Annotated in this window: 20 protein-coding genes and 1 tRNA gene; 20 read left to right on the top strand and 1 reads right to left on the bottom strand. The window is 71.6% G+C overall.

What is annotated here, in order from left to right:
• Positions 1 to 27 precede the first annotated feature (27 nt).
• The 18 genes from R0145_RS11505 (at position 28) to pyk (ending at position 20,509) form a co-directional block, all read left to right on the top strand.
• The gene (locus tag R0145_RS11505) at positions 28 to 1,623 is read left to right on the top strand and encodes a UDP-N-acetylmuramoyl-L-alanyl-D-glutamate--2,6-diaminopimelate ligase (RefSeq protein WP_411742042.1); all 1,596 of its coding nucleotides are present in this window, start codon (positions 28 to 30) and stop codon (positions 1,621 to 1,623) included.
• Between the two features lies 1 nt (position 1,624).
• Positions 1,625 to 3,151, top strand: a complete 1,527-nt coding sequence (locus R0145_RS11500) for a UDP-N-acetylmuramoyl-tripeptide--D-alanyl-D-alanine ligase (protein WP_317836980.1) — start codon at positions 1,625 to 1,627, stop codon at positions 3,149 to 3,151.
• Positions 3,148 to 4,242, top strand: a complete 1,095-nt coding sequence (mraY, locus tag R0145_RS11495; RefSeq protein ID WP_317836979.1) for a phospho-N-acetylmuramoyl-pentapeptide-transferase — start codon at positions 3,148 to 3,150, stop codon at positions 4,240 to 4,242. The genes R0145_RS11500 and mraY overlap by 4 nt, the downstream gene beginning before the upstream one ends.
• Positions 4,239 to 5,696, top strand: coding sequence for a UDP-N-acetylmuramoyl-L-alanine--D-glutamate ligase (gene murD, locus R0145_RS11490; RefSeq protein ID WP_411742041.1), 1,458 nt, complete (start codon positions 4,239 to 4,241; stop codon positions 5,694 to 5,696). Before mraY ends, murD begins: the two co-directional genes overlap by 4 nt.
• Positions 5,697 to 5,750: 54 nt before the next feature.
• Positions 5,751 to 7,121, top strand: coding sequence for a putative lipid II flippase FtsW (gene ftsW, locus R0145_RS11485; protein ID WP_317836978.1), 1,371 nt, complete (start codon positions 5,751 to 5,753; stop codon positions 7,119 to 7,121).
• Positions 7,118 to 8,212, top strand: coding sequence for an undecaprenyldiphospho-muramoylpentapeptide beta-N-acetylglucosaminyltransferase (murG, locus tag R0145_RS11480; protein WP_317836977.1), 1,095 nt, complete (start codon positions 7,118 to 7,120; stop codon positions 8,210 to 8,212). Before ftsW ends, murG begins: the two co-directional genes overlap by 4 nt.
• Complete coding sequence (murC, locus tag R0145_RS11475; RefSeq protein ID WP_317836976.1) at positions 8,209 to 9,618, top strand: UDP-N-acetylmuramate--L-alanine ligase; 1,410 nt, start codon at positions 8,209 to 8,211, stop codon at positions 9,616 to 9,618. Before murG ends, murC begins: the two co-directional genes overlap by 4 nt.
• Positions 9,618 to 10,400: a cell division protein FtsQ/DivIB gene (locus R0145_RS11470; protein WP_317836975.1), complete on the top strand. Its 783-nt coding sequence runs from the start codon at positions 9,618 to 9,620 to the stop codon at positions 10,398 to 10,400. The genes murC and R0145_RS11470 overlap by 1 nt, the downstream gene beginning before the upstream one ends.
• A 255-nt stretch (positions 10,401 to 10,655) precedes the next feature.
• The gene (gene ftsZ, locus R0145_RS11465; protein ID WP_317836974.1) at positions 10,656 to 11,840 is read left to right on the top strand and encodes a cell division protein FtsZ; all 1,185 of its coding nucleotides are present in this window, start codon (positions 10,656 to 10,658) and stop codon (positions 11,838 to 11,840) included.
• A gap of 9 nt (positions 11,841 to 11,849) precedes the next feature.
• Positions 11,850 to 12,593: a polyphenol oxidase family protein gene (locus R0145_RS11460; protein ID WP_317836973.1), complete on the top strand. Its 744-nt coding sequence runs from the start codon at positions 11,850 to 11,852 to the stop codon at positions 12,591 to 12,593.
• 329 nt (positions 12,594 to 12,922) lie between these two features.
• On the top strand, positions 12,923 to 14,512 hold the full coding sequence (locus tag R0145_RS11455) for an IS1634 family transposase (RefSeq protein WP_317836559.1): 1,590 nt from the start codon (positions 12,923 to 12,925) through the stop codon (positions 14,510 to 14,512).
• Positions 14,513 to 14,768: 256 nt separating this feature from the next.
• The gene (locus R0145_RS11450; RefSeq protein ID WP_317836972.1) at positions 14,769 to 15,398 is read left to right on the top strand and encodes a cell division protein SepF; all 630 of its coding nucleotides are present in this window, start codon (positions 14,769 to 14,771) and stop codon (positions 15,396 to 15,398) included.
• Between the two features lie 26 nt (positions 15,399 to 15,424).
• On the top strand, positions 15,425 to 15,724 hold the full coding sequence (locus R0145_RS11445) for a YggT family protein (protein WP_317836970.1): 300 nt from the start codon (positions 15,425 to 15,427) through the stop codon (positions 15,722 to 15,724).
• Positions 15,725 to 15,967: 243 nt separating this feature from the next.
• Positions 15,968 to 16,912: a DivIVA domain-containing protein gene (locus R0145_RS11440; RefSeq protein ID WP_317836969.1), complete on the top strand. Its 945-nt coding sequence runs from the start codon at positions 15,968 to 15,970 to the stop codon at positions 16,910 to 16,912.
• 176 nt (positions 16,913 to 17,088) lie between these two features.
• Positions 17,089 to 17,541, top strand: a complete 453-nt coding sequence (locus tag R0145_RS11435; protein ID WP_317836968.1) for a TraR/DksA family transcriptional regulator — start codon at positions 17,089 to 17,091, stop codon at positions 17,539 to 17,541.
• Positions 17,541 to 18,086 carry a signal peptidase II gene (lspA, locus tag R0145_RS11430; RefSeq protein WP_317836967.1) on the top strand — a complete coding sequence of 182 codons (546 nt, stop codon included), beginning with the start codon at positions 17,541 to 17,543 and terminating at the stop codon, positions 18,084 to 18,086. The genes R0145_RS11435 and lspA overlap by 1 nt, the downstream gene beginning before the upstream one ends.
• Positions 18,083 to 19,006 carry an RluA family pseudouridine synthase gene (locus R0145_RS11425; RefSeq protein WP_317836966.1) on the top strand — a complete coding sequence of 308 codons (924 nt, stop codon included), beginning with the start codon at positions 18,083 to 18,085 and terminating at the stop codon, positions 19,004 to 19,006. The genes lspA and R0145_RS11425 overlap by 4 nt, the downstream gene beginning before the upstream one ends.
• A gap of 90 nt (positions 19,007 to 19,096) precedes the next feature.
• Positions 19,097 to 20,509, top strand: a complete 1,413-nt coding sequence (gene pyk / locus R0145_RS11420; protein WP_317836965.1) for a pyruvate kinase — start codon at positions 19,097 to 19,099, stop codon at positions 20,507 to 20,509.
• 61 nt (positions 20,510 to 20,570) lie between these two features.
• On the opposite strand, the gene R0145_RS11415 is transcribed toward pyk, so the two are convergent.
• A tRNA-Leu gene (locus tag R0145_RS11415) sits at positions 20,571 to 20,655 on the bottom strand.
• Between the two features lie 577 nt (positions 20,656 to 21,232).
• Between R0145_RS11415 and R0145_RS11410 the strand changes: the two genes are divergently transcribed.
• Together R0145_RS11410 and polA are read left to right on the top strand one after the other, a co-directional pair.
• Complete coding sequence (locus tag R0145_RS11410) at positions 21,233 to 21,880, top strand: ANTAR domain-containing response regulator (RefSeq protein WP_411742113.1); 648 nt, start codon at positions 21,233 to 21,235, stop codon at positions 21,878 to 21,880.
• 31 nt (positions 21,881 to 21,911) lie between these two features.
• Positions 21,912 to 24,653, top strand: a complete 2,742-nt coding sequence (polA, locus tag R0145_RS11405) for a DNA polymerase I (RefSeq protein ID WP_317836964.1) — start codon at positions 21,912 to 21,914, stop codon at positions 24,651 to 24,653.
• The last annotated feature ends 229 nt before the right edge of the window (positions 24,654 to 24,882 follow it).

The following is a 24,882-nucleotide window of genomic DNA, read 5'->3' as shown; positions in this document are numbered from 1 at the left end:
CCGTCCCCGGATGGGTACGGTCTGACTGTGCCGCTCTCGACCGGACCGCTCCGTCCCCGCTCCACCTGTCCCACCACGGTGGCGGCGCTCTGCGCGCTGTCCGACGGCCTCGGCCACCCGGCCGCGCTGCACGGTGCCGACCCGGAGGTGGTCATCGGCGGTATCACCCTGGACTCCCGGCAGGTCCGCGCCGGGGACGCGTACGTCGCCCTGGCCGGCACCCGCACCCACGGCATCCGGTTCGCGGCCTCGGCCCTGGCCCAGGGGGCGCTGGCCGTCCTCACCGACCCGGCGGGGGCGGCCGACCCGGCCGCCGACGGACTGCCGGTCGTCGTGGTGGACCGGCCGCGGACGGTGATGGCCCACTGGGCCGCCGAGGTCTACGGCCGGCCCGCGGAACGGCTGACCATGTACGGCATCACCGGCACCAACGGCAAGACCACCACCGCCGTCCTGCTTGCCGCCGGCCTGACCGCCGCGGGACGTACCGCCGGCACCATCGGCACCCTCGGGTTCCGGGTCGGCGAACGCTCCCTGGACGCCTCCCGCACCACCATCACCACCCCGGAATCGGTCGACCTGCACGGCCTGCTCGCGATGATGCGCGAGGCCGGGGCGGACGCGGTGGCGATGGAGGTGTCCTCGCACGCGATGGTCTTCGAACGGGTCGAGGCGGTGCCGTTCGCCGTCGCCGCGTTCACCAATCTGGGTCGTGACCACCTCGACTTCCACCCGACGATGGAGGACTACTTCCGGGCCAAGGCGAGCCTGTTCCGTCCCGAGCACACCCGTACCGCGGTGATCAGTGTCGACGACGAGTGGGGCGCCCGGCTCGCCCGGGAGACCCGCGGGGTGCTGGAGCGGGTGTGGACCACGAGCTTCGCCGATCCGGCCGCCGACTGGTACGCCCACCGGGTCGTACCGCTGCCGGCCGGCGGGTCCCGGGTGGCGGTCCGCACCCCGGCCGGCCCGCTCGACCTCGAGGTGGGGCTGCCCGGGCTGTTCAACGCCCGCAACGCCGTCACCTGCGCGGCGATGCTGGCGATGACCGGCGTCGACGTCCGGGCCGCGCTGCCCGGTCTCGCCACCGCCCAGGTGCCCGGCCGGATGCAGACCGTGGACCTCGGTGCCGACGCCCCGCTGGCCGTCGTCGACTTCGCCCACACCCCCCAGGCGGTCTCCTCGGCCCTGGAGGCCCTCGCCCAGCGCTCCACCGGGCGGGTGATCGCCGTCCTCGGCTGCGGCGGCGACCGGGACCACGAGAAGCGCGGCCCGATGGGTGCCGCCGCCGCCACCTGGGCCGACCTCGTCATCGTCACCGACGACAACCCGCGCTCCGAGCAGCCCCCGGCGATCCGCGCCGCTGTACTGGCCGGCGCCACCGCCGCATTGCGGTCCGGGGCGGTCGACGCGGCCCGACCCGGCCACGCCCGCACCGTCGAGGTCCTCGACGGCGGCGAGCGCGCCGACGCCATCACCACCGCACTGCGGCTCGCCGGACCGGACGACACCGTCGCCGTGCTCGGCAAGGGCCACGAACAGGGCCAGATCGTCGGGGAACGCGTCATTCCCTTCGACGATGTCGAGGCCATCCGTACCGCCTGGCGCACTGTGGAGGACTGACGTGCAACCCCGTTCCCTGACCGAGATCGCCACCGCGATCGGCGCCCACCTCGTCCCGCCGGAGGGGGTGGACCCGGCGGCCGTCGAGGGCCTCGTCGTCGGTCCGGACGTGGTGATCGACTCCCGGCGGGCCACCCCGGGCGCACTGTTCGTCGCCTTCCCCGGGGAACGCGTCGACGGCCACGACTACGTGGCCGCTGCGGTCGCCGCCGGAGCGGTCGCCGCCATCACCCAGCGACCGGTGCCGGGCGGCGGCGTGCCGTGCCTGGTCGTCGACGACCCGCAGCGGGCCCTGGCGGCGCTGGCCCGGCACGTGGTGGACACCAGCCCGGAGCTGTCGGTGGTCGGCGTCACCGGCTCCTCCGGCAAGACCTCGACCAAGGACCTGATCGCCCAGGTGCTCACGACCGCCGGCCCGACGGTCGCCCCGGTGGGCTCCTTCAACAACGAGATCGGCGCCCCGCTCACCGCCACCCGGTGCGACGACGCCACCCGTTACCTGATCGCCGAGATGGGTGCCCGCGCCCTGGGCCACGTCGCCTACCTCTGCTCGATCACCCCGCCGACGGTCGGTGTGGTGCTCAACGTCGGACACGCCCACCTCGGTGAGTTCGGCTCCCAGGACACCATCGCCCGGGCCAAGGGCGAGCTCGTCGAGGCGCTCGACGAGCACGGCTGGGCCGTCCTCAACGGGGACGACCCCCGGGTGAGCGCGATGGCCGCCCGCACCCGCGGCCACCTCGCCCGGTTCGCCGTGGGGGACCGGCCCGCCGACGGCGGCGAGATCCTGGTCTGGGCCACCGACGTCGAGGCCGACGAGCTGGACCGGCACCGCTACACGCTGCACCTGGAGGGCCGCGGCGCCACCGCGGAGTTCCCGGTCGCCCTGAGCCTGCTCGGCGCCCACCAGGTGCCGAACTCGCTGGCGGCCGCCGCGGCAGCGTACGCCCTGGGGCTGGACGGCGCCCGGATCGCCGCCGCCCTGTCCGCGGCCCGGGCCCGGTCGCCGTGGCGGATGGAGCTGCACGAGCGCGCCGACGGCCCCGTCATCCTCAACGACAGCTACAACGCCAACCCGGACTCGATGGCCAGCGGGCTGCGGACGCTCGCCCGGCTCGGCACGGCCCGGCGGGCGCGCGACCCGCGTGCCCGGACCTGGGCGCTGATCGGCGACATGCGTGAACTCGGGCCCGACGCGGCCGGGGAACACCGCCGGATCGGGGCGTTGGCGGCCGAGTTGGGCATCACCGACGTGGTCGCCGTCGGCGACTTCGCCGGCGACGTCGTCCGTGGCGCCACCGCCGCGAGCGGTGGCATCCGGGCATCGGTGGCAGCTGATAGGTTCGCCCTGGTCACGGCCGCGACGCCACTGGGGGCCGCGGACGTGGTCCTGGTGAAGGCCTCCCGCGGCCTGGCCCTGGAGACCGTGGCCGACGAGCTGGCTGCCGCCGGCGGAGCCACGGCGAGTCAGGACGCCGCCGGCGGTGCCACGGCGAAGGATGCTGACGAGACTGGAGGCGTACGTTGACGACGATCCTGCTGGCCGGTGCCATGGCCCTGGTGGGCACGCTGCTGGGCACCAGGGCGGCCATCGGGGTGCTGGTGCGGAAGGGCTACGGACAGTTCATCCGCGACGACGGGCCGACCTCGCACCACACCAAGCGTGGCACGCCGACGATGGGCGGGATCGTGATCATCATCGCGGTCGTCCTCGCCTACGGCCTGGCCCACCTGGTCACCTGGAAGCCGCCGTCGGTCAGCGCGCTGCTGGTCCTGCTGCTCTTCGTCGGCACCGGCATCGTCGGCTTCCTCGACGACTGGATCAAGATCTCCAACAAGCGGTCGCTCGGTCTCACCCCGTGGCAGAAGCTGGCCGGCCAGACCGCCGTCGCGGTGCTCTTCGGAGTGCTCGCCCTCAACTTCCCCGACGAGCGCGGGGTCACCCCCGCCTCCCCGTTCGTGTCCTTCCTCCGCGACATCCCCTGGCTGGGCCTGCCGTTGGTGCTGGCCGCGATCTGGTTCCTGCTGCTGATCCTCGGCACCTCCAACGCGGTCAACCTCACCGATGGGCTGGACGGTCTGGCCGCCGGGGCCTCGACGATGGTCTTCGCGGCGTACGCGCTGATCAACCTGTGGCAGTACAACAAGTCCTGCGCCTGGGGCGGGGCCGCCTCGGCGACCTGCTACAACGTCCGCAACCCGCACGACCTGGCGGTGGTGGCGGTGGCTCTCGCCGGCGCCTGTTTCGGCTTCCTGTGGTGGAACGCCAAGCCGGCGAAGATCTTCATGGGCGACTCCGGGTCGCTGTCCCTCGGTGGCGCGCTGGCGGGGCTGGCGATCTGCAGCCGGACGGAACTGCTGCTGGTCATCCTCGGCGGCCTGTTCGTCATCATCACCCTGTCGGTGATGATCCAGACCAGCTGGTTCAAGTTCACCCGGTGGCGGACCGGCACCGGGCGGCGGGTGTTCAAGATGGCGCCGCTGCAGCACCACTTCGAGATGCTCGGCTGGTCCGAGGTGACCATCGTGATCCGGTTCTGGATCATCGCCGGCTGCTTCGTCGCCCTCGGCATCGGCATCTTCTACGGCGAATGGGTGACCGGATTGGGGCTCCAGTGACCCGCGTACGTCCCGACTGGATCGACACCGCCGACCGGTTCTCGCCCTGGCCGCAGGCCCACGTCGTGGTGGCCGGGCTGGGCACCTCCGGGTTCGCCGCCGCCGACGCGCTGCTGGAGTTCGGGGCGCGGGTGACCGTGCTGGACGACTCCGCGAGCGAGAAGACCACCGACCGGGGCCGGATCCTCGAGGTGCTCGGCGCCGTCGTCCGGCTCGGCCCGGGCGCCACCGCCGCCCTGCCCGACGAGGTCGACCTGGTCGTCACCTCGCCCGGCTGGCGGCCGACCACCCCGCTGCTGGCCCAGGCCGCGCTGCGCGGGGTGCCGATCTACGGCGAGGTGGAGCTCGCCTGGCGGCTCCAGGACCCCGAGCGGGCACCCGCCTGGCTCGCCGTCACCGGCACCAACGGCAAGACGACCACCACCCAGATGCTGGAGTCGATGCTGCAGGCCGCCGGTCTGCGGGCGGTCGCCTGCGGCAACATCGGCAAGCCGGTGATGGAGACCGTGCTCGACCCGGAGCCGTACGACGCGCTGGCTGTCGAGCTGTCCAGCTTCCAGCTGCACTGGTCGAACAGCCTGGCGCTGCACTCCGCGGCCGTCCTCAACGTCGAGCAGGACCACCTCGAGTGGTACCCCTCGATGGCCGAGTACGCCGCCGACAAGGCCCGGATCTACCAGCGGGTCACCCACTCCTGCGTCTACAACGTCGCCGACCCGGAGACCGAGCGGATGGTCGAGGACGCCGAGGTCACCGAGGGCGCCCGGGCGATCGGCTTCACCCTCGGCATCCCCGGCCCGTCGATGGTCGGCGTGGTCGACGACCTGATCGTCGACCGGGCCTTCGTGGAGCAGCGCCGGACCTCCGCGCTGGAGCTCGCCGCGGTCTCCGACGTGCAGCCGTACGCCCCGCACAACGTGGCCAACGCGTTGGCCGCCGCCGCCCTGGCCCGCTCCTACGGGGTGCCCGCCCGGGCCGTCCGGGATGGCCTGCGGGCCCTGCACCTCGGTGGCCACCGGATCCAGACCGTGGCGGAGGTCGGCGGGGTGCGCTACGTCGACGACTCCAAGGCGACCAACCCGCACGCCGCCCACGCCTCGTTGATGGCCTTCGACCCGGTCGTCTGGGTCGCCGGCGGGCAGGCCAAGGGGACGGAGTTCGACGACCTCGTCGCCGGCGTCGCCGGGCGGCTGCGCGGTGCGGTGCTGCTCGGTGTCGACCGGGAGGTGATCGCCGAGGCGCTGCGCCGACACGCCCCCGACGTCCCGGTCGAAGTCTTCGATTCGACGGACACTGAGGTCATGGCCCGGGTCGTGGCCGCCGCCTCACGGATGGCCCGGCCCGGCGACACGGTCCTGTTGGCGCCCGGCTGCGCCAGCAGGGACATGTGGCCGGACTACGCGGCCCGCGGCGACGACTTCGCCCGCGCGGCACGGGGACTGGGCCAGGCCTGACCGCTCGTCGGGCCGTCACCACCGGACGACCACCACGACGGGAGGAAGCAGAGCATGGCCTTCGAGACACGCGACCTGGCCGACGGCACCCGGGACTGGGTGGCCGACACCACGGCCACCGTGCGTGGCTGGCTCGACCACCCGCGGGGGAGCCAGGCGCTGTTGCTCACCTCGGTGGCGCTGCTCCTCTTCATGGGCTCGATGATGGTGCTGTCCGCGTCCAGCGTCCTGTCGTACACCCGCTACAACGGCAACTCGTACATGATCTTCCTGCGTCAGGCGGCGTTCATCGTCGTCGGGGTGGTGCTCGCGGCGATCCTGGCGGTGGTGCCGCCCGAGCGGGTCCGCCGGGTCTCGGTGCTGCTCGTGCTGCTCAGCTTCGCCGGCCTGCTGTTGACCTTCACCTCCTTCGGGATGACCGTCAACGGCAACCGGAACTGGCTGGCGATCGGGCCGTTCCAGGGCCAGCCGTCCGAGTTCGCCAAACTGGCCATCGTCTGGTGGGGGGCCCGGATCCTCGCCGACCACGACCGTGAGCTCGACCAGCTGCGCCGGATCCTGCCCTACCTCACCGTCTCCGGGCTGCTGATCGCCCTCACCGTGCTGCAGGGCGACCTCGGGTCGTCGGTGGTGATGGCGGCGATCGTCGGCACCGTGCTGTGGGTCGCCGGTGTCCCGCTCCAGGTCTTCGTCGGCATCGGCGGCACCGCGGCGGTCGCCGTCGGCATCCTGATCGTCACCACGCCGTACCGGGTGATGCGGATGGTCGCGTTCCTGCGGCCCCAGCCGGGCGTCAACGACGCCAACTACCAGGCAATGATGGGGACGTACGCCCTTGCCTCCGGCGGCTGGTGGGGACACGGGCTGGGCGGCAGCGTGCAGAAGTGGGGCGGCCTGCCGGAGGCCCACACCGATTACATCCTCGCGGTGATCGGCGAGGAGCTCGGGCTGTGGGGCACCCTGTCGGTGGTCGCCCTCTTCGCCCTGGTGGGCTGGGCCGGCATCCGGATCATGCGGCGCTCCGTACGCCCCTACCAGCGCTTCCTGGCGGCTGGCACCACCGGCTGGATCCTCTTCCAGGCCTTCGTCAACATCTCCGTCGTGCTGCGGGTCTGGCCGGTGATGGGGGTGCCGCTGCCGTTCATCTCGGCCGGCGGGTCCGCCGTGGTGGCTACGCTGATGGCGGTGGGCCTGTTGATGTCGTGCGCCCGGACCGAGCCGGCGGCCATCGCGGAACGGGAGCGGCGCGCCCGCGCCCGGGCCCACCAGCACAACATCGGCCGGGTCAGTGCGGTGGTCGACGGCCGGGGCGGCCCGGTCGACAGTGCCACCGCTTCGGCTGCGGAACGCAGGGGACGGGCCGAGGGACGCGGCGGAACGGCGCCCGGAGGGCGTCGCCAGAAGGGAACGGAAAGATCCAGATGACCACTGTCGTGCTCGCCGGGGGCGGCACCGCCGGCCACACCTCACCGCTGATCGCCACCGCCCACCGCCTCCGGGAGCGCGAGCCCGGTGTGTCGCTGGTGGCGATCGGGACCCCCAAGGGCCTGGAATCCAGGGTGGTGCCGGCCGCCGGTCTCGACCTCGAACTGATCGATCCGGTCCCGCTGCCGCGCCGGCTGACCCCGGACCTGGCCAAGGTGCCGTACCGGTTGCGGCGGGCGGTGAACCAGGCCCGCCGGATCCTCAGGCACCATCGGGCCGACGTCCTGGTCGGGTTCGGCGGCTACGTGTCGATGCCGGCCTATTTCGCCGCCCGCGAGCTGCGGGTGCCGATCGTCGTCCACGAGCAGAACGCCATCCCCGGGCTGGCGAACAAGGTCGCCACCCGGCTGACCGACCGGGTCGCGGTGACCTTCCCCGGCACCCCGCTGCGCCACGCGCGGGTGATCGGGATGCCGCTGCGGAGCGAGATCACCGGCCTGGACCGGGAGGCGGCGGCCCCGCCGGCCCGCGCGGAGTTCGGCCTGGAGGAGGGCCTGCCGACCGTGCTGGTCAGCGGCGGCTCCCAGGGCGCCCGCAGCATCAACACCGCGATCGCCGACGCGTTCCCCGAACTGATCGCCCGCGGCATCCAGGTGCTGCACGTCCTGGGGCCGAAGAACTTCCGTGAGGGCATGGTCCCGGTCGTCGACGAGGCGACCGGCGCGTCCTATCGTCCGGTCGCGTACGTCGACGCGATGGAGAAGGCGTACGCGGTGGCCGACCTGATGGTCGGCCGGTCCGGTGCCGGCACCGTGATGGAGACGATCGCCGTCGGCCTGCCGTCGGTGCTCGTGCCGCTGCCGCACGGCAACGGCGAACAGGCCCGCAACGCGGACGCCCTGGTGGCGGCCGGCGGGGCCATCCGGCTGCCCGACGAGCGGTGCACCGGGGACGCCCTGGTCGATCTGGTGGCCCCGCTGGTCACCGACCCGGACCGGCTGGCCCGGATGCGGGCGGCCGGCCGCGGGATGCTGCCCGGCAACGCCGCCGACCTGCTCTGCGAGATGATCCTCGAGGCGGCGCACCGATGAGTCTGGTGACGCCCGTGGCGCTGGTCGACCCCCGGGAGCTCGGGCCGGTCCACTTCATCGCCATCGGCGGGGCCGGGATGTCCGGTGTCGCCGCCCTGTACGCGGACCTCGGGCTCGCCGTCACCGGCTCCGACCGGGCCGACTCGGCCAACCTGGAGATGCTGCGTGGCCACGGCGTACGGACCTACGTCGGCCACGACGTCCACCAGTTGGGCGAGGCCCGCACCGTGGTGATCTCCTCGGCGGTGAAGGAGGACAACCCCGAGCTGGCCGAGGCCCGCCGCCGCGGCCTGCGGGTCTGGCACCGCAGCGCCGCGCTCGCCGCGCTGATGCTGGGCCGCCCCGGCGTCGCCGTCGGCGGCACCCACGGCAAGACGACCACCTCCGCGATGATCGCGCACCTGCTCGGCGCCACTGGCGCCGACGGCGGCTACGTCGTCGGCGCGCCGCTGGCGACCGGGGAGAGTGCGCGCCTCGGCGCCCCCGGCAGCCCGTTCGTGGTCGAGGCCGACGAGTCCGACGGCTCGTTCCTGCAGTACCCGGCCCGGATCTGTGTGGTCACCAACGTCGAGGCCGATCATCTGGACAACTGGGGCACGCCGGCGGCGTACGCCGCCGGGTTCGTCCGGTTCGCGGCCGGGGCGGCCGACCTGGCCGTGGTCAACGTCGACGGCCCGGGCGGTGTCGCCCTTGCGGCCGCGCTGGCCGACCGTCCGCACCTGACCTACGGCAGCTCCCCGGCCGCCGACGTCCGGATCACCGACGTCTCCCACGACGCCGGCGGCGTCCGCGGCACCGTCCGGCTGGCCGGCGGGCCGGTCCGGGTCTCGCTCGGCGTCCCGGGCCTGCACAACCTCGCGAACGCCGCGGCCGCGCTCGTCGCGTCGACCGCCCTGCGGATCGACCCGGCCGCGGCCGCGGCCGCACTGGCCGGCTTCCGCGGCGCCCGTCGCCGGTTCGAACAGGTCGGGGAGGCCGGTGGGATCCGGGTGGTGGACGACTACGCCCACCACCCCACCGAGATCGACGCCGTGCTGGCGGCGGCCCGTGACGCCGTCGGGCCGGGCCGGGTGCTGGCCTGCTTCCAGCCGCACCTCTACTCCCGGACCCGGGACTTCGCCCCCGCGTTCGGTCGTGCCCTGGCAGCCGCCGACGAGGTCGTGCTGATGGACATCTACGGTGCCCGCGAGGACCCGATGCCCGGGGTGACCACGGCACTGATCGGAGACGTGACAGCCGCCGCGCTGGGCACTGCCCGGGTGCACCCGGTCCACTCGCACCGGGCGGCGGCCGAGACCCTCGCCGCGTTGGCCCGTCCCGGTGACCTGGTGCTGACCATCGGGGCCGGCGACGTCACCACCGTGGGTCCCGAGGTGGTCCGGGTGCTGACCGGCACGGGACGCTGATGGCCCGGGAACCGGGCAACCACCCCGGATCCCACCACGATCCCGACCGGGAGGCCCACCGGGACGGCGTCGCCGACCTGACCGGGCCGATCCGGCTGCGCCACGAGCGTGCCGTCCGGCGGCAGCGGCGACGGCTGGCGGTCGGCCTGGTGATCAGCGTCCTGGTGGCCGCCGGAGTGTGGGTGGTGGCGTACTCGCCGGTGCTCGCCACCCGGACCGTGGACGTCCGCGGCACCTCACTGCTCACCCCCGACCAGGTCACCCGCGCCGCCGCGGTGCCCAGCGGGGTGCCGCTGCTCCGGCAGGACACCACCGCGATCGCCTCCCGGGTGCGCACCCTCGCCCCGGTGCGCGACGTCACCGTCGTCCGGTCCTGGCCCGACACCATCCGGCTGGAGATCACCGAGCGCACCCCGGTCGTCGTCTTCCCGGTGAACGGCAGCTACCTCCTGGTCGACGCGGAGGGCCAGGCGTACGCCCAGGTCGCCACCGCGCCCGAGGATGTCCTGCAGGCCGCCGGCCGGGCCGGCGACCCGGCTGTCACCGCCGCGGTGGGGCGGACCGTCGCCACCCTGCCCGCGTCGATCCGCGGCCAGGTGCGCACGGTGACGGCCGATTCGCCGGCGGCGGTGACCCTCGGGCTGGACAAGGGCCGGACCGTCGTCTGGGGCGGCCCGGAGGACGCCCAGCTGAAGGGCCAGGTGCTCGACGCGCTGCTCACGAAGGTCGGCGGGGCGAAGGTGTACGACGTCTCCGCCCCGGCGTTCCCGACCACCCGCTGAATCCGGCGACGGCCGCGTTCCTGGCCCGACAACGGCGGACATGCCTAGAGTTGAGGTTGAGACTCTCGGCGAGTCGTGGGGGGCTTGTGGACTTTGCCGTCGCGATCCTCCTAGCCTGAACAGCAGCCTGGGGCGGCAGCATGTCCCAGTGTTCGGACAGGTGAACGGTGTCCGGCCCAGCCTCCGGGGCGCGTCGGGCTTCCCATCACCGGGAGACCTGTTGGAGTCCGATATCAGAAGCGAGGCGGGAACCCCGTGGCGAGTGCATCCCAGAACTACTTGGCCGTGATCAAGGTCGTCGGCGTCGGCGGCGGCGGCGTCAATGCCGTCAACCGGATGATGGAGGCCGGGCTCCAGGGTGTCGAGTTCATTGCCATCAACACGGACGCCCAGGCCCTGCTGATGAGCGATGCCGATGTCAAGCTGGACATCGGCCGTGAGCTGACCCGCGGGCTCGGGGCCGGCGCGGACCCGGACAAGGGCCGGCAGGCCGCCGAGGACCACGCCGACGAGATCGAGGAGGCGCTCAAGGGCGCCGACATGGTCTTCGTGACCGCCGGGGAGGGTGGCGGCACCGGCACCGGTGGCGCCCCGGTCGTCGCGCGGGTCGCCCGTGCCCTGGGCGCGTTGACCATCGGTGTGGTGACCAAGCCGTTCAAGTTCGAGGGCAAGCGGCGCAGCCGCCAGGCCGACGACGGCATCGCGACGCTGCGCGAAGAGGTCGACACCCTGATCACCATCCCGAACGACAAACTGCTGGACATGACCGACCAGCAGGTCGCGATCCTCGACGCGTTCCGCCAGGCCGACACCGTCCTCTACCAGGGCGTCTCCGGCATTACCAACCTGATCACCACCCCGGGCCTGATCAACCTCGACTTCGCCGACGTCAAGTCGGTGATGGCCAACGCCGGGTCCGCGCTGATGGGCATCGGCATGGCCCGCGGCGAGGACCGGGCCCGGATCGCCGCCGAGATGGCCATCTCCTCCCCGTTGCTGGAGGCCAGTGTCGACGGTGCCCACGGCGTGCTGCTGTCCATCGCCGGCGGTTCCGATCTGGGCCTGTTCGAGGTCTCGGCCGCCGCCGACCTGATCGAGCAGGCCGCCGCCGACGACGCCAACATCATCTTCGGCACCATCATCGACGACTCCCTCGGCGACGAGGTCCGGGTCACCGTCATCGCCGCCGGCTTCGACGGGGGTGAGCCGCCGAAGCGCGAACAGGGCGTGACCCGGCGGACCCACGACTCGGCCCACCCGGCGACGGCCGCGCAGCCCGGTCCCGCCGCGCCGCAGCCGGGGCCGGCCGCCGACCGGTCCCAGCCGGCCCCCGCACCGGCCGGCCCGGCGCACAGCGAGGTGCGCAACGGGTTCGGTCCCTCGCCGGCGAAGCCCGAGAACGACCTGGCCGACATCGACCTGCCCGACTTCCTCGGCTGAGCGTCCGCGGTGTGGGACTTCCTCAAGCGACCCGACGACGGGCCGGCGCGCGGGATCGGCATCGGCTTCACCGACCGTGACGGCGGGGTCACCTTGGCGCCCGGATCGCTGAGCTTCGGCGCCCTCGACGGGGGACCGGAGACCCGCGCCGAGAACCTCCGCCGGGTCCGCGCCGATGCCGGCCTGGACCGGGTGGTCACCCTGCACCAGGTGCACTCCGCCACGGTGCACGTCGTCGACGAGGACTTCCTCGCCGGCTGGCGGGAGGACGCCCAGCCCGAGGGTGACGCACTGGTCGCCGGGCCCGGACTGCGGAGGACGGCCATCGCGGTCCGCGCGGCGGACTGCGTCCCGGTCCTCCTGGCTGATCCGGCCGTACGGGTGATCGGGGCGGCACACGCCGGCCGGGCGGGTGTCCTCGGCGGGATCGTCGCCGCCACCGTCGCCGCGATGCGCGACCTGGGGGCGCGGGAGCTGACCGCCTGGGTGGGCCCGCACATCCACGGGGACTGCTACGAGGTGCCGGCCGAGATGGCCGAGGCGGCCGCCGCCCTGGTGCCCCAGACCCGGGGCACCACCCGCTGGGGCACCCCGGCGATCGACCTCACCGCCGGGGTGGCGGCCCAGCTGCGGGCCGCGGCCGTCCCGGTGGCGTACATCGGGCCGTGCACCCTGACGACCTCCTCCCTGCACAGCCATCGCCGCGACGGGGCGGCGGCGGGACGCCAGCTCGGCCTGGTCTGGCTGGACTGACGCCGCTCGGCGGGCGTGTCGCCGGCCGGTTTCCCCGGGTGATCGGGGCCGCACGGTATCGTCACTGAGTGACCGGACGCCCTGCATGCCCGGGTGCATCCCGCGGTGGACGACACGGAGGAAGGAGCTCGGATGGCTCAGTGGGTCAAGCGCGCCAGCGAGTGGATCGGCCTGGGTCCCCGGGAGACCGATCGCTACGACGACTACGACCCGAGTTCACTCATCTCGTGTCGATTCGGCAGTGAATGCTTGTCTGGCTAGGTGATTCTCCCGTCCGGGGTGGTGAAAGGGGTTACTAAGAACTCCTTGGGGGCCGGTAGTCTGCCCGGGTGGGGTCCCGGTTCGTACGGAAGGTCCGGACCGCGTCGGGAGCCGTCGCGGTTCAGATCGTCACGCGTGAGGGCCGCCAGGTCGTCGCGGTCGATCACGTCGGTTCGGCGCATACCGACGCCGAGTTGGGGTTGTTGATGGCCGCGGCCCGCGAACGGCTGGTCCCCGATGGTCAGGACATGCTGGACCTGGGGCCGGTCGAACAGGCTGGGGCGCGGCTGGGCGATGTTGCCGACTGGACCCGTCCCGCCGACACGCTGTCGGTCGAACCGACCGGTGGGCGGCCCCGCCAGACGGCCGCCGGCGGGCGGGTCTCGGGGACGGCCTCACTGCTGTTGTGGGATCTACTGGTCGAGGCCTATGGCCGGCTCGGGTTCGAGGCCTTGGCGGACGACACGTTCCGGGCGTTGGTGTGCGCGCGGATCATCGAGCCGACCTCGAAACGCGACACGCTGCGCGTGTTGGACGACATCGGTGTCGCGGCGCCGGCGTTGAACACGCTCTACCGGTGCCTGCGCCGGGTCAAGGAACGCGACTACCGCGACCGCCTGGCGCGCGCTTGCGCCGCCTACTCGGCTGCCGTCAAGGGCACCGGTGGCCTGATCCTCTACGACGTCACGACCCTCCACTTCGAGAACGACAACGAGGACGACCTGCGTCGGGTCGGGATGAGCAAGGAGCACAGGGTCGATCCGCAGGTTCAGGTCGGGCTGCTGGTCGACCCGTCCGGGTTCCCGCTCGAGGTCCACCTGTTCGACGGCAGCATCGGGGAGACCAAGACCCTGATCCCGGTCCTGAAGGCCTTCCGGGACCGTCACGGACTGGCCGAGCTCGTGGTGGTCGCCGATGCCGGGATGTTGTCGGCGGGCAACCTGAACGCCCTGGAGGACGCCGGGTACTCGTTCATCGTCGGCTCCCGGCTGACGAAGGCGCCCTATGACCTGGCCGACCACTTCGAACGTCACGGAGACTGGTTCGCCGACGGGCAGATCCTCGAATCGAGTCGGGTGATGGGGACCGGGTCGGCGGCCAGGGAACGCCGGATCGTCTACCAGTACTCGTTCAAGCGCCGTAAGCGTGACGACAAGGCGATCGATGCCCAGATCGCCCGGGCGGAGAAGATCGCCGCCGGCAAGGCGCCTGTCTCGCGGGCCCGGTTCCTGAAGGTCGCCGGTGCCGACAAGCAGCTGAACCAGGACACCATCGACCGGGCCCGCCGGCTCGCCGGCCTGAAGGGCTACGTGACGAACCTGCCGGTCGCCACGATGGACGGCCAGGCCGTCATCACGGCCTACCACGACCTGTGGCAGGTCGAGGCGTCGTTCCGGTTGACCAAGTCAGATCTGCGGGCCCGCCCGGTGTTCGTCCAGACCCGGGACACGATCGAGGCCCACCTGACCATCGTGTTCGCCGCGCTGGCGATCAGCCGTCACCTCCAACAGGCGTCCGGGGTCACCATCCGCAAACTCGTCCAGACCCTGCGCCCGATCCGGTCAGCGACCGTCACGATCAACGGCCAGCACCTCACCCTGGAGCCCGAGATCCCCGACCACGTCCAAGCCATTCTCGACAAAATCAGGGGTCACTAACCCCAATGTGTGAACTCGGGTGGCGTACATCGGGCCGTGCACCCTGACGACCTCCTCCCTGCACAGCCATCGCCGCGACGGGGCGGCGGCGGGACGCCAGCTCGGCCTGATCTGGCTGGACTGACGCCGCTCGGCGGGCGTGTCGCCGGCCGGTTTCCCCGGGTGATCGGGGCCGCACGGTATCGTCACTGAGTGACCGGACGCCCTGCATGCCCGGGTGCATCCCGCGGTGGACGACACGGAGGAAGGAGCTCGGATGGCTCAGTGGGTCAAGCGCGCCAGCGAGTGGATCGGCCTGGGTCCCCGGGAGACCGATCGCTACGACGACTACGACGACGAGCCCGCCCACGGCCGCGGTGACGAGCGGGTGCTCGGCGACGACTACGGCGACGAGTCCGGGACGTACGAGGACAGCGGGGCGTACGACGACCTGTACCGCCACGACACGGACGAGTTCGACGAGCCGTCCCACGAGCACACGGAGGTCACCGAGATGGTCCCGGCACGTGGTCCGCAGGGGCGTACCCCTGCCGCGGTGTCCTCCCCGGTGCGTCCCGAGGAGCCGGTGCCCTACCGGGAACCGCCGGTCGAGCCGGCTCGGACGGCCGACATCAACCGGATCATCTTCATCACCCCGAAGACTTTCAACGAGGCCCGCAGCATCGGGGAGAACTTCCGCGACGGCTTCCCGGTGATCATCAACCTGTCGTTCATGGAGCACGACCACGCCCGCCGGGTGGTCGACTTCGCATCCGGGCTGATCTTCGGGCTGAACGGCTCCATCGAGAAGGTCGACAACGGCGTCTTCCTGCTCTCCCCGCACAATGTGCGGGTGACGACCGAGGACAAACAGCGTATTGCGGAGGGCTTCTACAATCAGAGTTGACCATCCACTCTGTTGATCGGAACCCCATGCTGACCACCATCGGTCTCATCGTCCACGCCGTCCTGTGGCTCTTCATGGCGCTGCTGTTCGTCCGGATGATCCTGTCCTGGGTGCCGGTGCTGGCGCCGCAGTGGCGCCCGAAGGGACTCGTCCTGGTGGTCGCCGAGACCACCTACAGCATCACTGACCCGCCGCTGAAGTGGCTGGGCCGGTTCATCCGCCCGGTCCGGATGGGCAACATGGCCTTCGACGTGTCGTTCATGGTGCTGTTCTTCGCGGTGTGGCTGCTGATGCGGCTGAACGCGGCCTTCCTGATCGCCGGCTGACCGTGCCTTTCCGGGTGCCGGCCGGGCCGCCGGGGAGCGGCGCGGGGCGCCGAACCTTCAGGTGCTGCGTGAGGGTTTCCGGCGGGTGTGGTTGCGGCCCGCGCCGGGGCTGAATACGGTAGCCACGTACAGACGGACGCTACCGTTGGGGTAGGCTTTTTGGCCGACCGCAGTAGCCTCGCCGAGGCGGGCCAATGCTTTCCGTTGGACATCCGGTCCACTGGACGATTTCGAGGTGAACGTATGACCACACTGACGCTTGACGAAGTGCGCAACACCAAGTTCCACATGGCTCGGCGTGCTGGCTACGAGGTGACCGACGTCGACCTCTTCGTCGATCGGGTGGAGGCGTCCTTCGCGAAGTTGGTGGAGGAGAACGAGATGCTCCGGCGCCAGGTCGAGGCGCTCCAGCAGGCGGCGGAGAACGCCGCCGAGGCCCAGCAGGCCACCTCCCAGTTCCAGCCCGTGGCCGAGATCCCGGCGCCCGAGCCGGTGCTGGCCCCGACACCGATCCCCGCGCCGGTCCCGGTCGCGCCGGCTTCCGTCGTCCAGGGCGGCGTCGAGCGGGTCGTCGTCACCACCTCGGCCGAGGCCAGCCCGGCGGTGGTCCGGCTGGTCCAGATGGCCACCGAGCAGGCCGAGCGGCTGGTCACCGAGGCCGAGGCCGAGGCGCACAGCACGATCGAGAGTGCCAACCGCCAGGCGGCCGACACCATCGACACCGCCAACCGGCAGGCCAACGACACCATCGCCTCGGCGAACCGCCAGGCGAACGAGACGGTCGACATGGCCAATCGCCAGGCGCACGAGATCAGCACCGACGCCCAGACGCGCGCCGACCGGACCGAGTCCGAGGCCCGGATCACCGCCGAGCGACTGTTCGCCGAAGCCCAGTCCCGGGCGAACAACCTCGACAACGAGGTGAACATGCGCCGCGCCGAGCTGTTCAGCGGTCTGGAGGACGAACGGGACCAGCTGCAGCGCAACGTCAGCGAGCTGCGGGCCCACGAGAGTCAGTTCCGCGCCACCTTCACCGACCACCTGCACAAGCAGCTGGCCGCCCTGGAGGGCACGGCCTTCGAGTCGGACAACCGGCCGATCCTGGCCCAGAACCACGACCAGCGCCAGCCGGTCGGCCAGCCCAGCTCGTCGACCCCGCGCCTGGACGCCCTGATGGGTGGCAAGTAGCCCCCGGCCGACGGCCACCCGGACGTACGATCGGCCTCCCGGCCGACGGCGTCCGGTGGCCCACGACACCGACGACAGACGAAGCCGGTGACACACGATGAAGGGCCCCGCAGCTTGTGGGGCCCTTCGTGTACTCTCGGCCCACGAGTTCGTACGGAAAGAGACGAGACCTTACTATGCCCACCACTGACGCAGCGTTGCCGGCTGATGACATGGCCTGGCGCGATGCCCTCGATCCCGCGGCCTTCCCCGTGGAGCCGGACGAGGAGCCCTGGACCCTCGAGGAGCTCCAGGAGGTGGTCGACGAGCTGGTGTCCGACATCAAGCGCCAGCGACTGATCATCGAACAGACCCAGGCGGAGCTGGTCGGCATCCGTGACGGTTCCGACGTGACCGGCCGTGATCCCGCCGACGTCGGCTCGGCCAACTTCGAGCGCGACCACGAGATGTCGCTGGTGCGCAACTCCGAGGAGCTGCTCGACCAGTCCGAGCGTGCGCTGGCGGCGATCAAGCGCGGCACGTACGGTCGCTGCGAGAACTGCGGACAGCCGATCGGCAAGGGCCGGCTGCAGATCATCCCGCGGGCAACCCTGTGCAAGCCGTGCAAGGAACGGGAGGAGCGGCGATAGTGCCGGACCCGGAATCCACCGGGGTCGTCTCGCCGTGGCGCGCCCGGGCGATCCTGCTCGGAGTCGCCGTGGTGGGCGTCGCCCTCGACCAGGCGGCCAAACAGGCCGCGGTCACCGCTCTCGTCCCCGGCCGGCCGGTGCCGTTGCTGGGTCGGCTGCTGCAGCTCTACCTGATCCGCAACTCGGGCGCCGCGTTCAGCCTCGGCGAGGGCGCCACCTGGATCTTCGCGCTGCTGGCCAGCCTGGTGCTGATCGGGCTGCTGGTGATCGCGTTGCCGCGGGTCCGGCACTGGGGCTGGGCGGTCGCCTTCGGGCTGCTGGCCGCTGGGGTGGCCGGCAACCTCACCGATCGGCTGGTGCGCCCGCCGGCCGCCTTCCGCGGCCATGTGGTCGACTTCCTGATGCTGCCGTACTGGCCGATCTTCAACGTGGCCGACATGATGATCGTCGCCGCGGCAGTCGTCGTCATCGCCCTCAGCTTCTTCGGTCATCGCGGACCGACCGGCCGTCCGTACGAGCGGGACGACGCGCGGGTCTCGGCATGAGGTCGCGGGTGCTGCTGGTCCCGGACGGTCTGGAGGGGGACCGGGTCGACGCCGCCACCGCGCGGATGCTCGGCCTGTCGCGCAGCTACGTCAGTGACCTGATCGCGGAGGGGGCGGTCCGCCTCGACGGCGACCCAGTCGCGAAGTCCGACCGGGTCCGGGGTGGGGCCATGCTGGAGGTCGACCTGCCGGACGAGGATCCCGGCGTCCGGGTCGTCCCGCGGGTGGTCGAGGACATGCGGATCGTCCACGACGACCGGGACATCGTCGTCGTGGACAAGCCGGCCGGCGTCGCCGCCCACCCGTCCCTCGGCTGGGACGGTCCGTCCGTGGTGGAGCATCTGGCCGCGGCCGGGTTCCGGATCTCCACCTCCGGATCCCCCGAACGGCAGGGCATCGTGCAGCGCCTGGACGTGGGCACCACCGGCCTGATGGTGGTGGCCAAGAGCGAGGTCGCCTACACCGTGCTCAAGCAGGCCTTCCGGGACCGTACGGTCGACAAGACCTACCACGCGCTGGTGCAGGGGCATCCGGACCCGTTCTCCGGGACGATCGAGGCTCCGATCGGCCGCCACCCCGGCCACGAGTGGAAGATGGCCGTGGTCGCCGGTGGCCGGCCCAGCATCACCCACTACGAGACGCTGGAGGCGTTCCCCGGGGCGACGCTGCTCACCGTCCACCTGGAGACCGGGCGGACGCACCAGATCCGCGTCCACATGGCCGCGATCCACCATCCGTGCGTCGGTGACCCGCTCTACGGCAGCGATCCGGTGCTGGCTGCCCGGACCGGACTCGATCGACAGTGGTTGCATGCGGTGCGGCTGGGGTTCACCCACCCGACCACGGGGGAGTACGTCGAGTTCGACTCGCCCTATCCGGCCGATCTGGCCCGGGCGCTGGACGTCGTGGCGCGCGACTGACCATCGACTGGGCCGGCGTATTTGGGTGCAGCGTAAGACAAATGATGCCCCGGTATCCCTGGGCCCAGGGTCCTCCGATAAGGTCAGACCGTGCGTAGAGCAAAGATCGTGTGTACCTTGGGCCCGGCGTCGTCCGACGCCGACCGGCTCTTCGAGATGATCACTGCGGGCATGGACGTCGCCCGTTTCAATATGAGCCACGGCTCCTATCCGGAGCACGAGGAGCGGCTCAAGAACCTCCGCGCGGCGGAGGCCAGGGCGGAGCGGCCGATCGGCCTGCTCGCCGACCTGCAGGGCCCCAAGATCCGGTTGGGGACCTTCGCCCACGGCACCGTCATCCTGACGGCCGGCCAGGAGTTCATCGTGACCACCCGGGACGTCCCCGGTGACGAGCACATCGTCAGCTGCACCCACAAGGGTCTGCCCCATGACGTCCACGCGGGCGACCAGATCCTGGTCGACGACGGCAAGATCCTGATGGTGGCCAAGGAGGTCACCGACACCGACGTGATCTGCACCGTCATCGTCGGTGGCCCGGTCTCCGACCACAAGGGCTTCAACCTGCCCGGCGCGGCCGTGTCCGTGCCGGCGATGAGCGAGAAGGACGCCTCCGACCTGCGGTGGGCGTTGCGCAACGGCTTCGACATGATCGCGTTGTCCTTCGTCCGCAACGCGGCCGACGTCGACCTGGTCCGCCAGGTGATGTCCGAGGAGGGGCGTACCGTCCCGGTGATCGCCAAGCTGGAGAAGCCGCAGGCGATCGAGAACCTCGACGACATCATCGACGCCTTCGACGCGTTCATGGTCGCTCGCGGCGACCTCGGCGTGGAACTCCCGCTGGAGGAGGTCCCGCTGGTGCAGAAGCAGATCATCACCAAGGCCCGCCGGTGGGCGAAGCCGGTGATCGTCGCCACCCAGATGCTGGAGTCGATGATCGGCAATCCGCGCCCGACCCGCGCCGAGGCCTCCGACGTCGCCAACGCCATCCTCGACGGCGCGGACGCCGTGATGCTGTCCGGTGAGACGTCGGTCGGCAAGTATCCGGTCGAGACCGTGGGCACGATGGCGAAGATCGTCGACTCCACCGAGGTCCACGGGATGGAACAGATCTCCTCCATCGACTGGGACCCGCACACCACCGGTGGGGTGATCTCCAAGGCCGCCGTGGACGTCGCCGAGCGGGTCGGCGCCGCCTACCTGGTCGCCTTCACCCAGTCGGGGGACACCGCCCGCCGGATGGCGCGGCTGCGGCCGCGGATCCCGATCATCGCGTTCTCCCCGTTGCTCAAGACACAGCGCGAACTGACGCTGTCGTGGGGCATCCGGACGGTGCTCACCCCGACCGTCGAGACCACCGACGACATGGTCCGGTTGGTCGACCGGACCCTGAAGGAGCAGGGTGTCGTGCAGGACGGCGAGCGGGTGGTCATCGTCGCCGGTACGCCGGCTGGGCGTCCGGGGCGGACGAACTCGCTGCGGGTCCACAAGATCGGCAGCGTGTAGGAAGATACGGCATGTAGGAAGATGAAGAAGGACGCGGGGCCCTGGGCCCCGCGTCCGGTTGTGCCGGGAAGGGGAGTCGAACCCCTACGTCCTGTGAGGGACAGACGGGTTTGAGCCGTCCGCGTCTACCATTCCGCCACCCCGGCGCACGAAGGATCACTATACCGGATCCACTCCACCGCCCCGGCATCCCCGCCGGGGCCTCATGACAGGTGATTCACGATGACGACAAGCGACAACACGCCTCTCGACGACGAGGAGGGCGTCGCCGCGGCTGCCGAGGAGACGGCCCCGGAGCAGACCGCGAAGAAGGCACCGGCCAAGAAGGCCGCGGCCAGGAAGACCACCGCGAAGAAGGCCACCGCCACGAAGACGGCGGCGAAGAAGACGACGACCCGAAAGGCGGCGACCACGGAGCCCGCCGCCACGGCCGAGGAACCGGCCCCGGAAGCGGCCGATATCGCTCCGGCGGCCGGCACGGCCAAGAAGAGCACCCGGAAGGCGGCCTCCCGGAAGGCCGCCACCGCGGCGACCGAGTCGGCGACCGAGACCGACACGACGAACGCCGGGGAAGCCGGATCAGCACCGGCCGACATCGTCGCCGAGAGCGTCCCCGCCGCCCCGGTGGAGCAGCCTGCCCCCACGGTGGCCGAGACCGCTGCGGCCGAGCCGGCGGCGGAGGAGGCTCCTGCGGCCGAGCCGGCGCCGGACGAGCCGACGGCGTTGTCGGTCGAGGACCTGATCGCCGCGGGGTCCGCCGGCGCCGGCGCGTCGTCCGAGGGTGCCCCCCGGACCCGGGTCGTGGTGGCCGAGGACGAGGCACTGATCCGTCTCGACCTGGTGGAACTGCTCCGGGACGAGGGCTACGACGTGGTGGCCGAGGTCGGCGACGGCCAGGCGGCCGTCGAGCAGGCCCGGGAGCTGCGGCCCGACCTGGTCGTGATGGACGTCCAGATGCCGCGGATGGACGGCATCTCCGCCGCCACGATCATCGCCGGCGAGCGGATCGCACCGGTGGTGATGCTCACCGCGTTCAGCCAGCGCGAGCTGGTGGAGCGGGCCCGCGAGGCGGGCGCGATGGCGTACGTCGTGAAGCCGTTCGAGGCCTCCGACGTGGTGCCGGCGATCGAGATCGCGTTGGCCCGGTTCCAGGAAATCCGTGCCGTCGAGGCCGAGGTCGAGGACCTGGCGGAGCGGCTGGCCTCCCGCAAGGCCGTCGACCAGGCCAAGGGCCTGCTGCAGACCGGCATGGGGATGACCGAGCAGGAGGCCTTCCGGTGGATCCAGAAGACCGCGATGGACCTGCGCAAGCCGATGCGCGAGGTGGCGGAGGGCATCATCTCCCACGCCAAGAAGCCGAAGAATCAGTAGCGCCGCCGGTGGCCACGGGTAAAGTCGCCGCGTGGCCACCACGACAGCACCCAGTACCTCCCCAGCGACGAGCCCGGCCGAGGAGGGCCGGCCGAGGCTCCTGCTGATCGACGGTCACTCCGTCGCCTACCGGGCGTTCTTCGCGCTGCCGGTGCAGAACTTCTCGACCAGCACCGGCCAGGTGACCAATGCCGTCTTCGGCTTCACCTCGATGCTGATCAACCTGCTGCGGGACTGGCGGCCCACCCACATCGGCGTCGCGTTCGACGTCTCCCGGCGCAGCTTCCGCACCGAGGCGTACGAGGACTACAAGGCCACCCGCGACGCCTCCCCGGCGGAGTTCCGTGGTCAGGTCGAGCTGATCAAGGAGGTGCTCGACGCGATGCGCGTCCTGCACCTGGAGAAGGCGGGCTTCGAGGCGGACGACCTGCTCGCCACCCTCGCCACCCGGGCGGAGCGGGAAGGGATGGACGTCCGGGTCTGCACCGGCGACCGCGACACCTTCCAGCTGGTCACCGACCGGGTCCACGTCCTTTATCCCCGCAAGGGCGTCTCCGACCTGCTCGATCTCGATCCTGCCGGGGTCGAGGAGAAGTATCTGGTCGCCCCCGAGCGCTACCCGGAGCTGGCCGCCCTGGTGGGAGAGACCTCGGACAACCTCCCGGGCGTCCCCGGCGTCGGGCCGAAGACCGCGGCGAAGTGGCTCACCCAGTACGACGGCCTGGACAACCTCCTCACCCGGGTCTCCGAGGTGAGGGGCAAGGCCGGGGACAGCCTCCGCGAGCACCTGGCGGACGTCCGCCGCAACCGTGATCTCAACCGGCTGGTCCGCGATGTGGAGATCGACGTCACTCCCGCGGAGCTGGAGTGCCACGCCGTCGACCGGGAGGCGGTGCACCAGCTGTTCGACCAGCTCGAGTTCCGGGTGCTCCGCGACCGGCTCTTCGACCTGTTGCCCGCCGACGAGGGAGCCACGGACGACGACCGCCCGGCGGCCCTCGAGGTGGTCGACGACACGCCCGCGGCGGGCGCGCTGGGGGACTGGCTGGCGGCCCACACCGCGACCGGTCCCAGCGGCCTCGACGTGACCGGCCGGTGGAGCGCCGGCACCGGCGACATCGTCGGTCTGTCCGTCGCCGGTCCGGACGGCCATGCGGTGACGGTCGACCCCACCGAGCTGACGCCGACCGACGATCGGGCGTTGGCCGACTGGTTCGCCGATCCGACCCGGCACAAGGTCATCCACGACGGCAAGGGCCCGCTGCTGGCCTGCTGGGCGCGCGGCTGGGCTCCCGATGGCCTCTGGTCGGACACCGCGCTGGCCGCCTACCTGCTGCGCCCCGACCAGCGGACGTACGATCTCGCCGACCTGGTCAGCCGGGCGCTGCACCAGGACCTGGTCGTCGACGAGGCCGGCGGGGCGCCGGCACAGCTGGCGCTGGACCTGGGGGACGAGTCCGACTCGGCCGGCCACGAGGCGCGGATCCGGGCCGAGGCGGTCCGCCGGCTCGCCCGGGTGCTGGAGGAGGAACTGGAGAGTCACCAGGCGACGCAGTTGCTGCACGACGTCGAGCTGCCGCTGATGCGGGTGCTCGCCGGGATGGAGCGGACCGGCATCGCGGTGGACACCGACCTGCTCGACGACCTGCACGGCGATTTCGACGCCCGGGTCCGCCGCGCCGCCGCCGAGGCGTACGACGTGCTCGGCCACGAGGTGAACCTCGGCTCGCCCAAGCAGTTGCAGGCGGTGCTGTTCGACGATCTCGGGATGCCGAAGACCCGGCGTACCCGGACCGGCTACACCACCGACGCCGAGGCCCTGCAGACCCTCTACGAGCAGACCGACCACCCCTTCCTGGCCCACCTGCTGGAGCACCGCGACGCGATCAAGCTGCGCCAGACGGTGGAGGGGCTGCAGAAGGCGGTGGCCGACGACGGGCGGATCCACACCACCTTCCTGCAGACGGTGGCTGCGACCGGGCGGCTGTCGAGCACCGACCCCAACCTGCAGAACATTCCGGTCCGCACCGAGGAGGGCCGGCGGATCCGTGAGGCGTTCGTCGTCGGAGCAGGGTACGAGTGTCTGCTCACCGCCGACTACTCGCAGATCGAGATGCGGATCATGGCCCACGTCTCGGGCGACGACGCACTGATCGAGGCGTTCCGCTCGGGGCGGGACTTCCACGCGGTGACCGCCTCGCACGTCTTCGGCGTGCCGGCCGACGAGGTGACCGGCGCCCAGCGGGCCAAGATCAAGGCGATGAACTACGGCCTGGCGTACGGCCTGTCCGCCTTCGGACTGTCCAACCAGCTGCGCATCCCGGTGGCCGAGGCCCGGGAGCTGATGGCGGACTACTTCGCGATCTTCGGCGAGGTCCACGAGTACCTCACCGGGGTGGTCGACGAGGCCCGCCGATCGGGCTACACCGCCACCCTGCTCGGCCGCCGCCGCTACCTGCCGGACCTGACCAGCTCCAACCGGCAGCGTCGTGAGATGGCCGAGCGGATGGCCCTGAATGCGCCGATCCAGGGATCCGCGGCGGACATCATCAAGTTGGCCATGCTCCGGGTCGACGCCCGGCTGCGGGAGGCGGGCCTGGCCTCGCGGATGCTGCTGCAGATCCACGACGAACTGATGTTCGAGGTGGCGCCGGGGGAGCGGGACCGGGTGGAGACCCTGGTCCGGGAGGCGATGGGGTCGGCGATGGAGCTGGACGTGCCGCTTGACGTGTCGGTCGGCAGCGGCCGGTCCTGGCACGAGGCGGCCCACTGAGCACGCCGACCGGCGCCACGTGGAGGCACTGGGCGAGTCCTATCGGATTGACCTCTCCGAGAACCCCGCGGTAGTCTTGTCTCGCGCTGTGGCCTGCGTGTCTTCGGACGGAGTGGGACACGCTCGTACGGGGTTCATGAGTTTGACCGACAGAAGTTGTCCGCGTTTGTTGAGTTGATCGCTGGCCCGGTGTGAACAGGGTCGCCAGCGTGACGCATCACCATCCACA

This window comes from Raineyella sp. W15-4, from assembly GCF_033170155.1.
In the GTDB taxonomy this organism is placed as follows: Bacteria; Actinomycetota; Actinomycetes; order Propionibacteriales; family Propionibacteriaceae; genus Raineyella.
The sequence above is the reverse complement of the archived record's forward strand: the minus strand, read 5'-3'. Positions and strand labels throughout refer to the sequence as shown.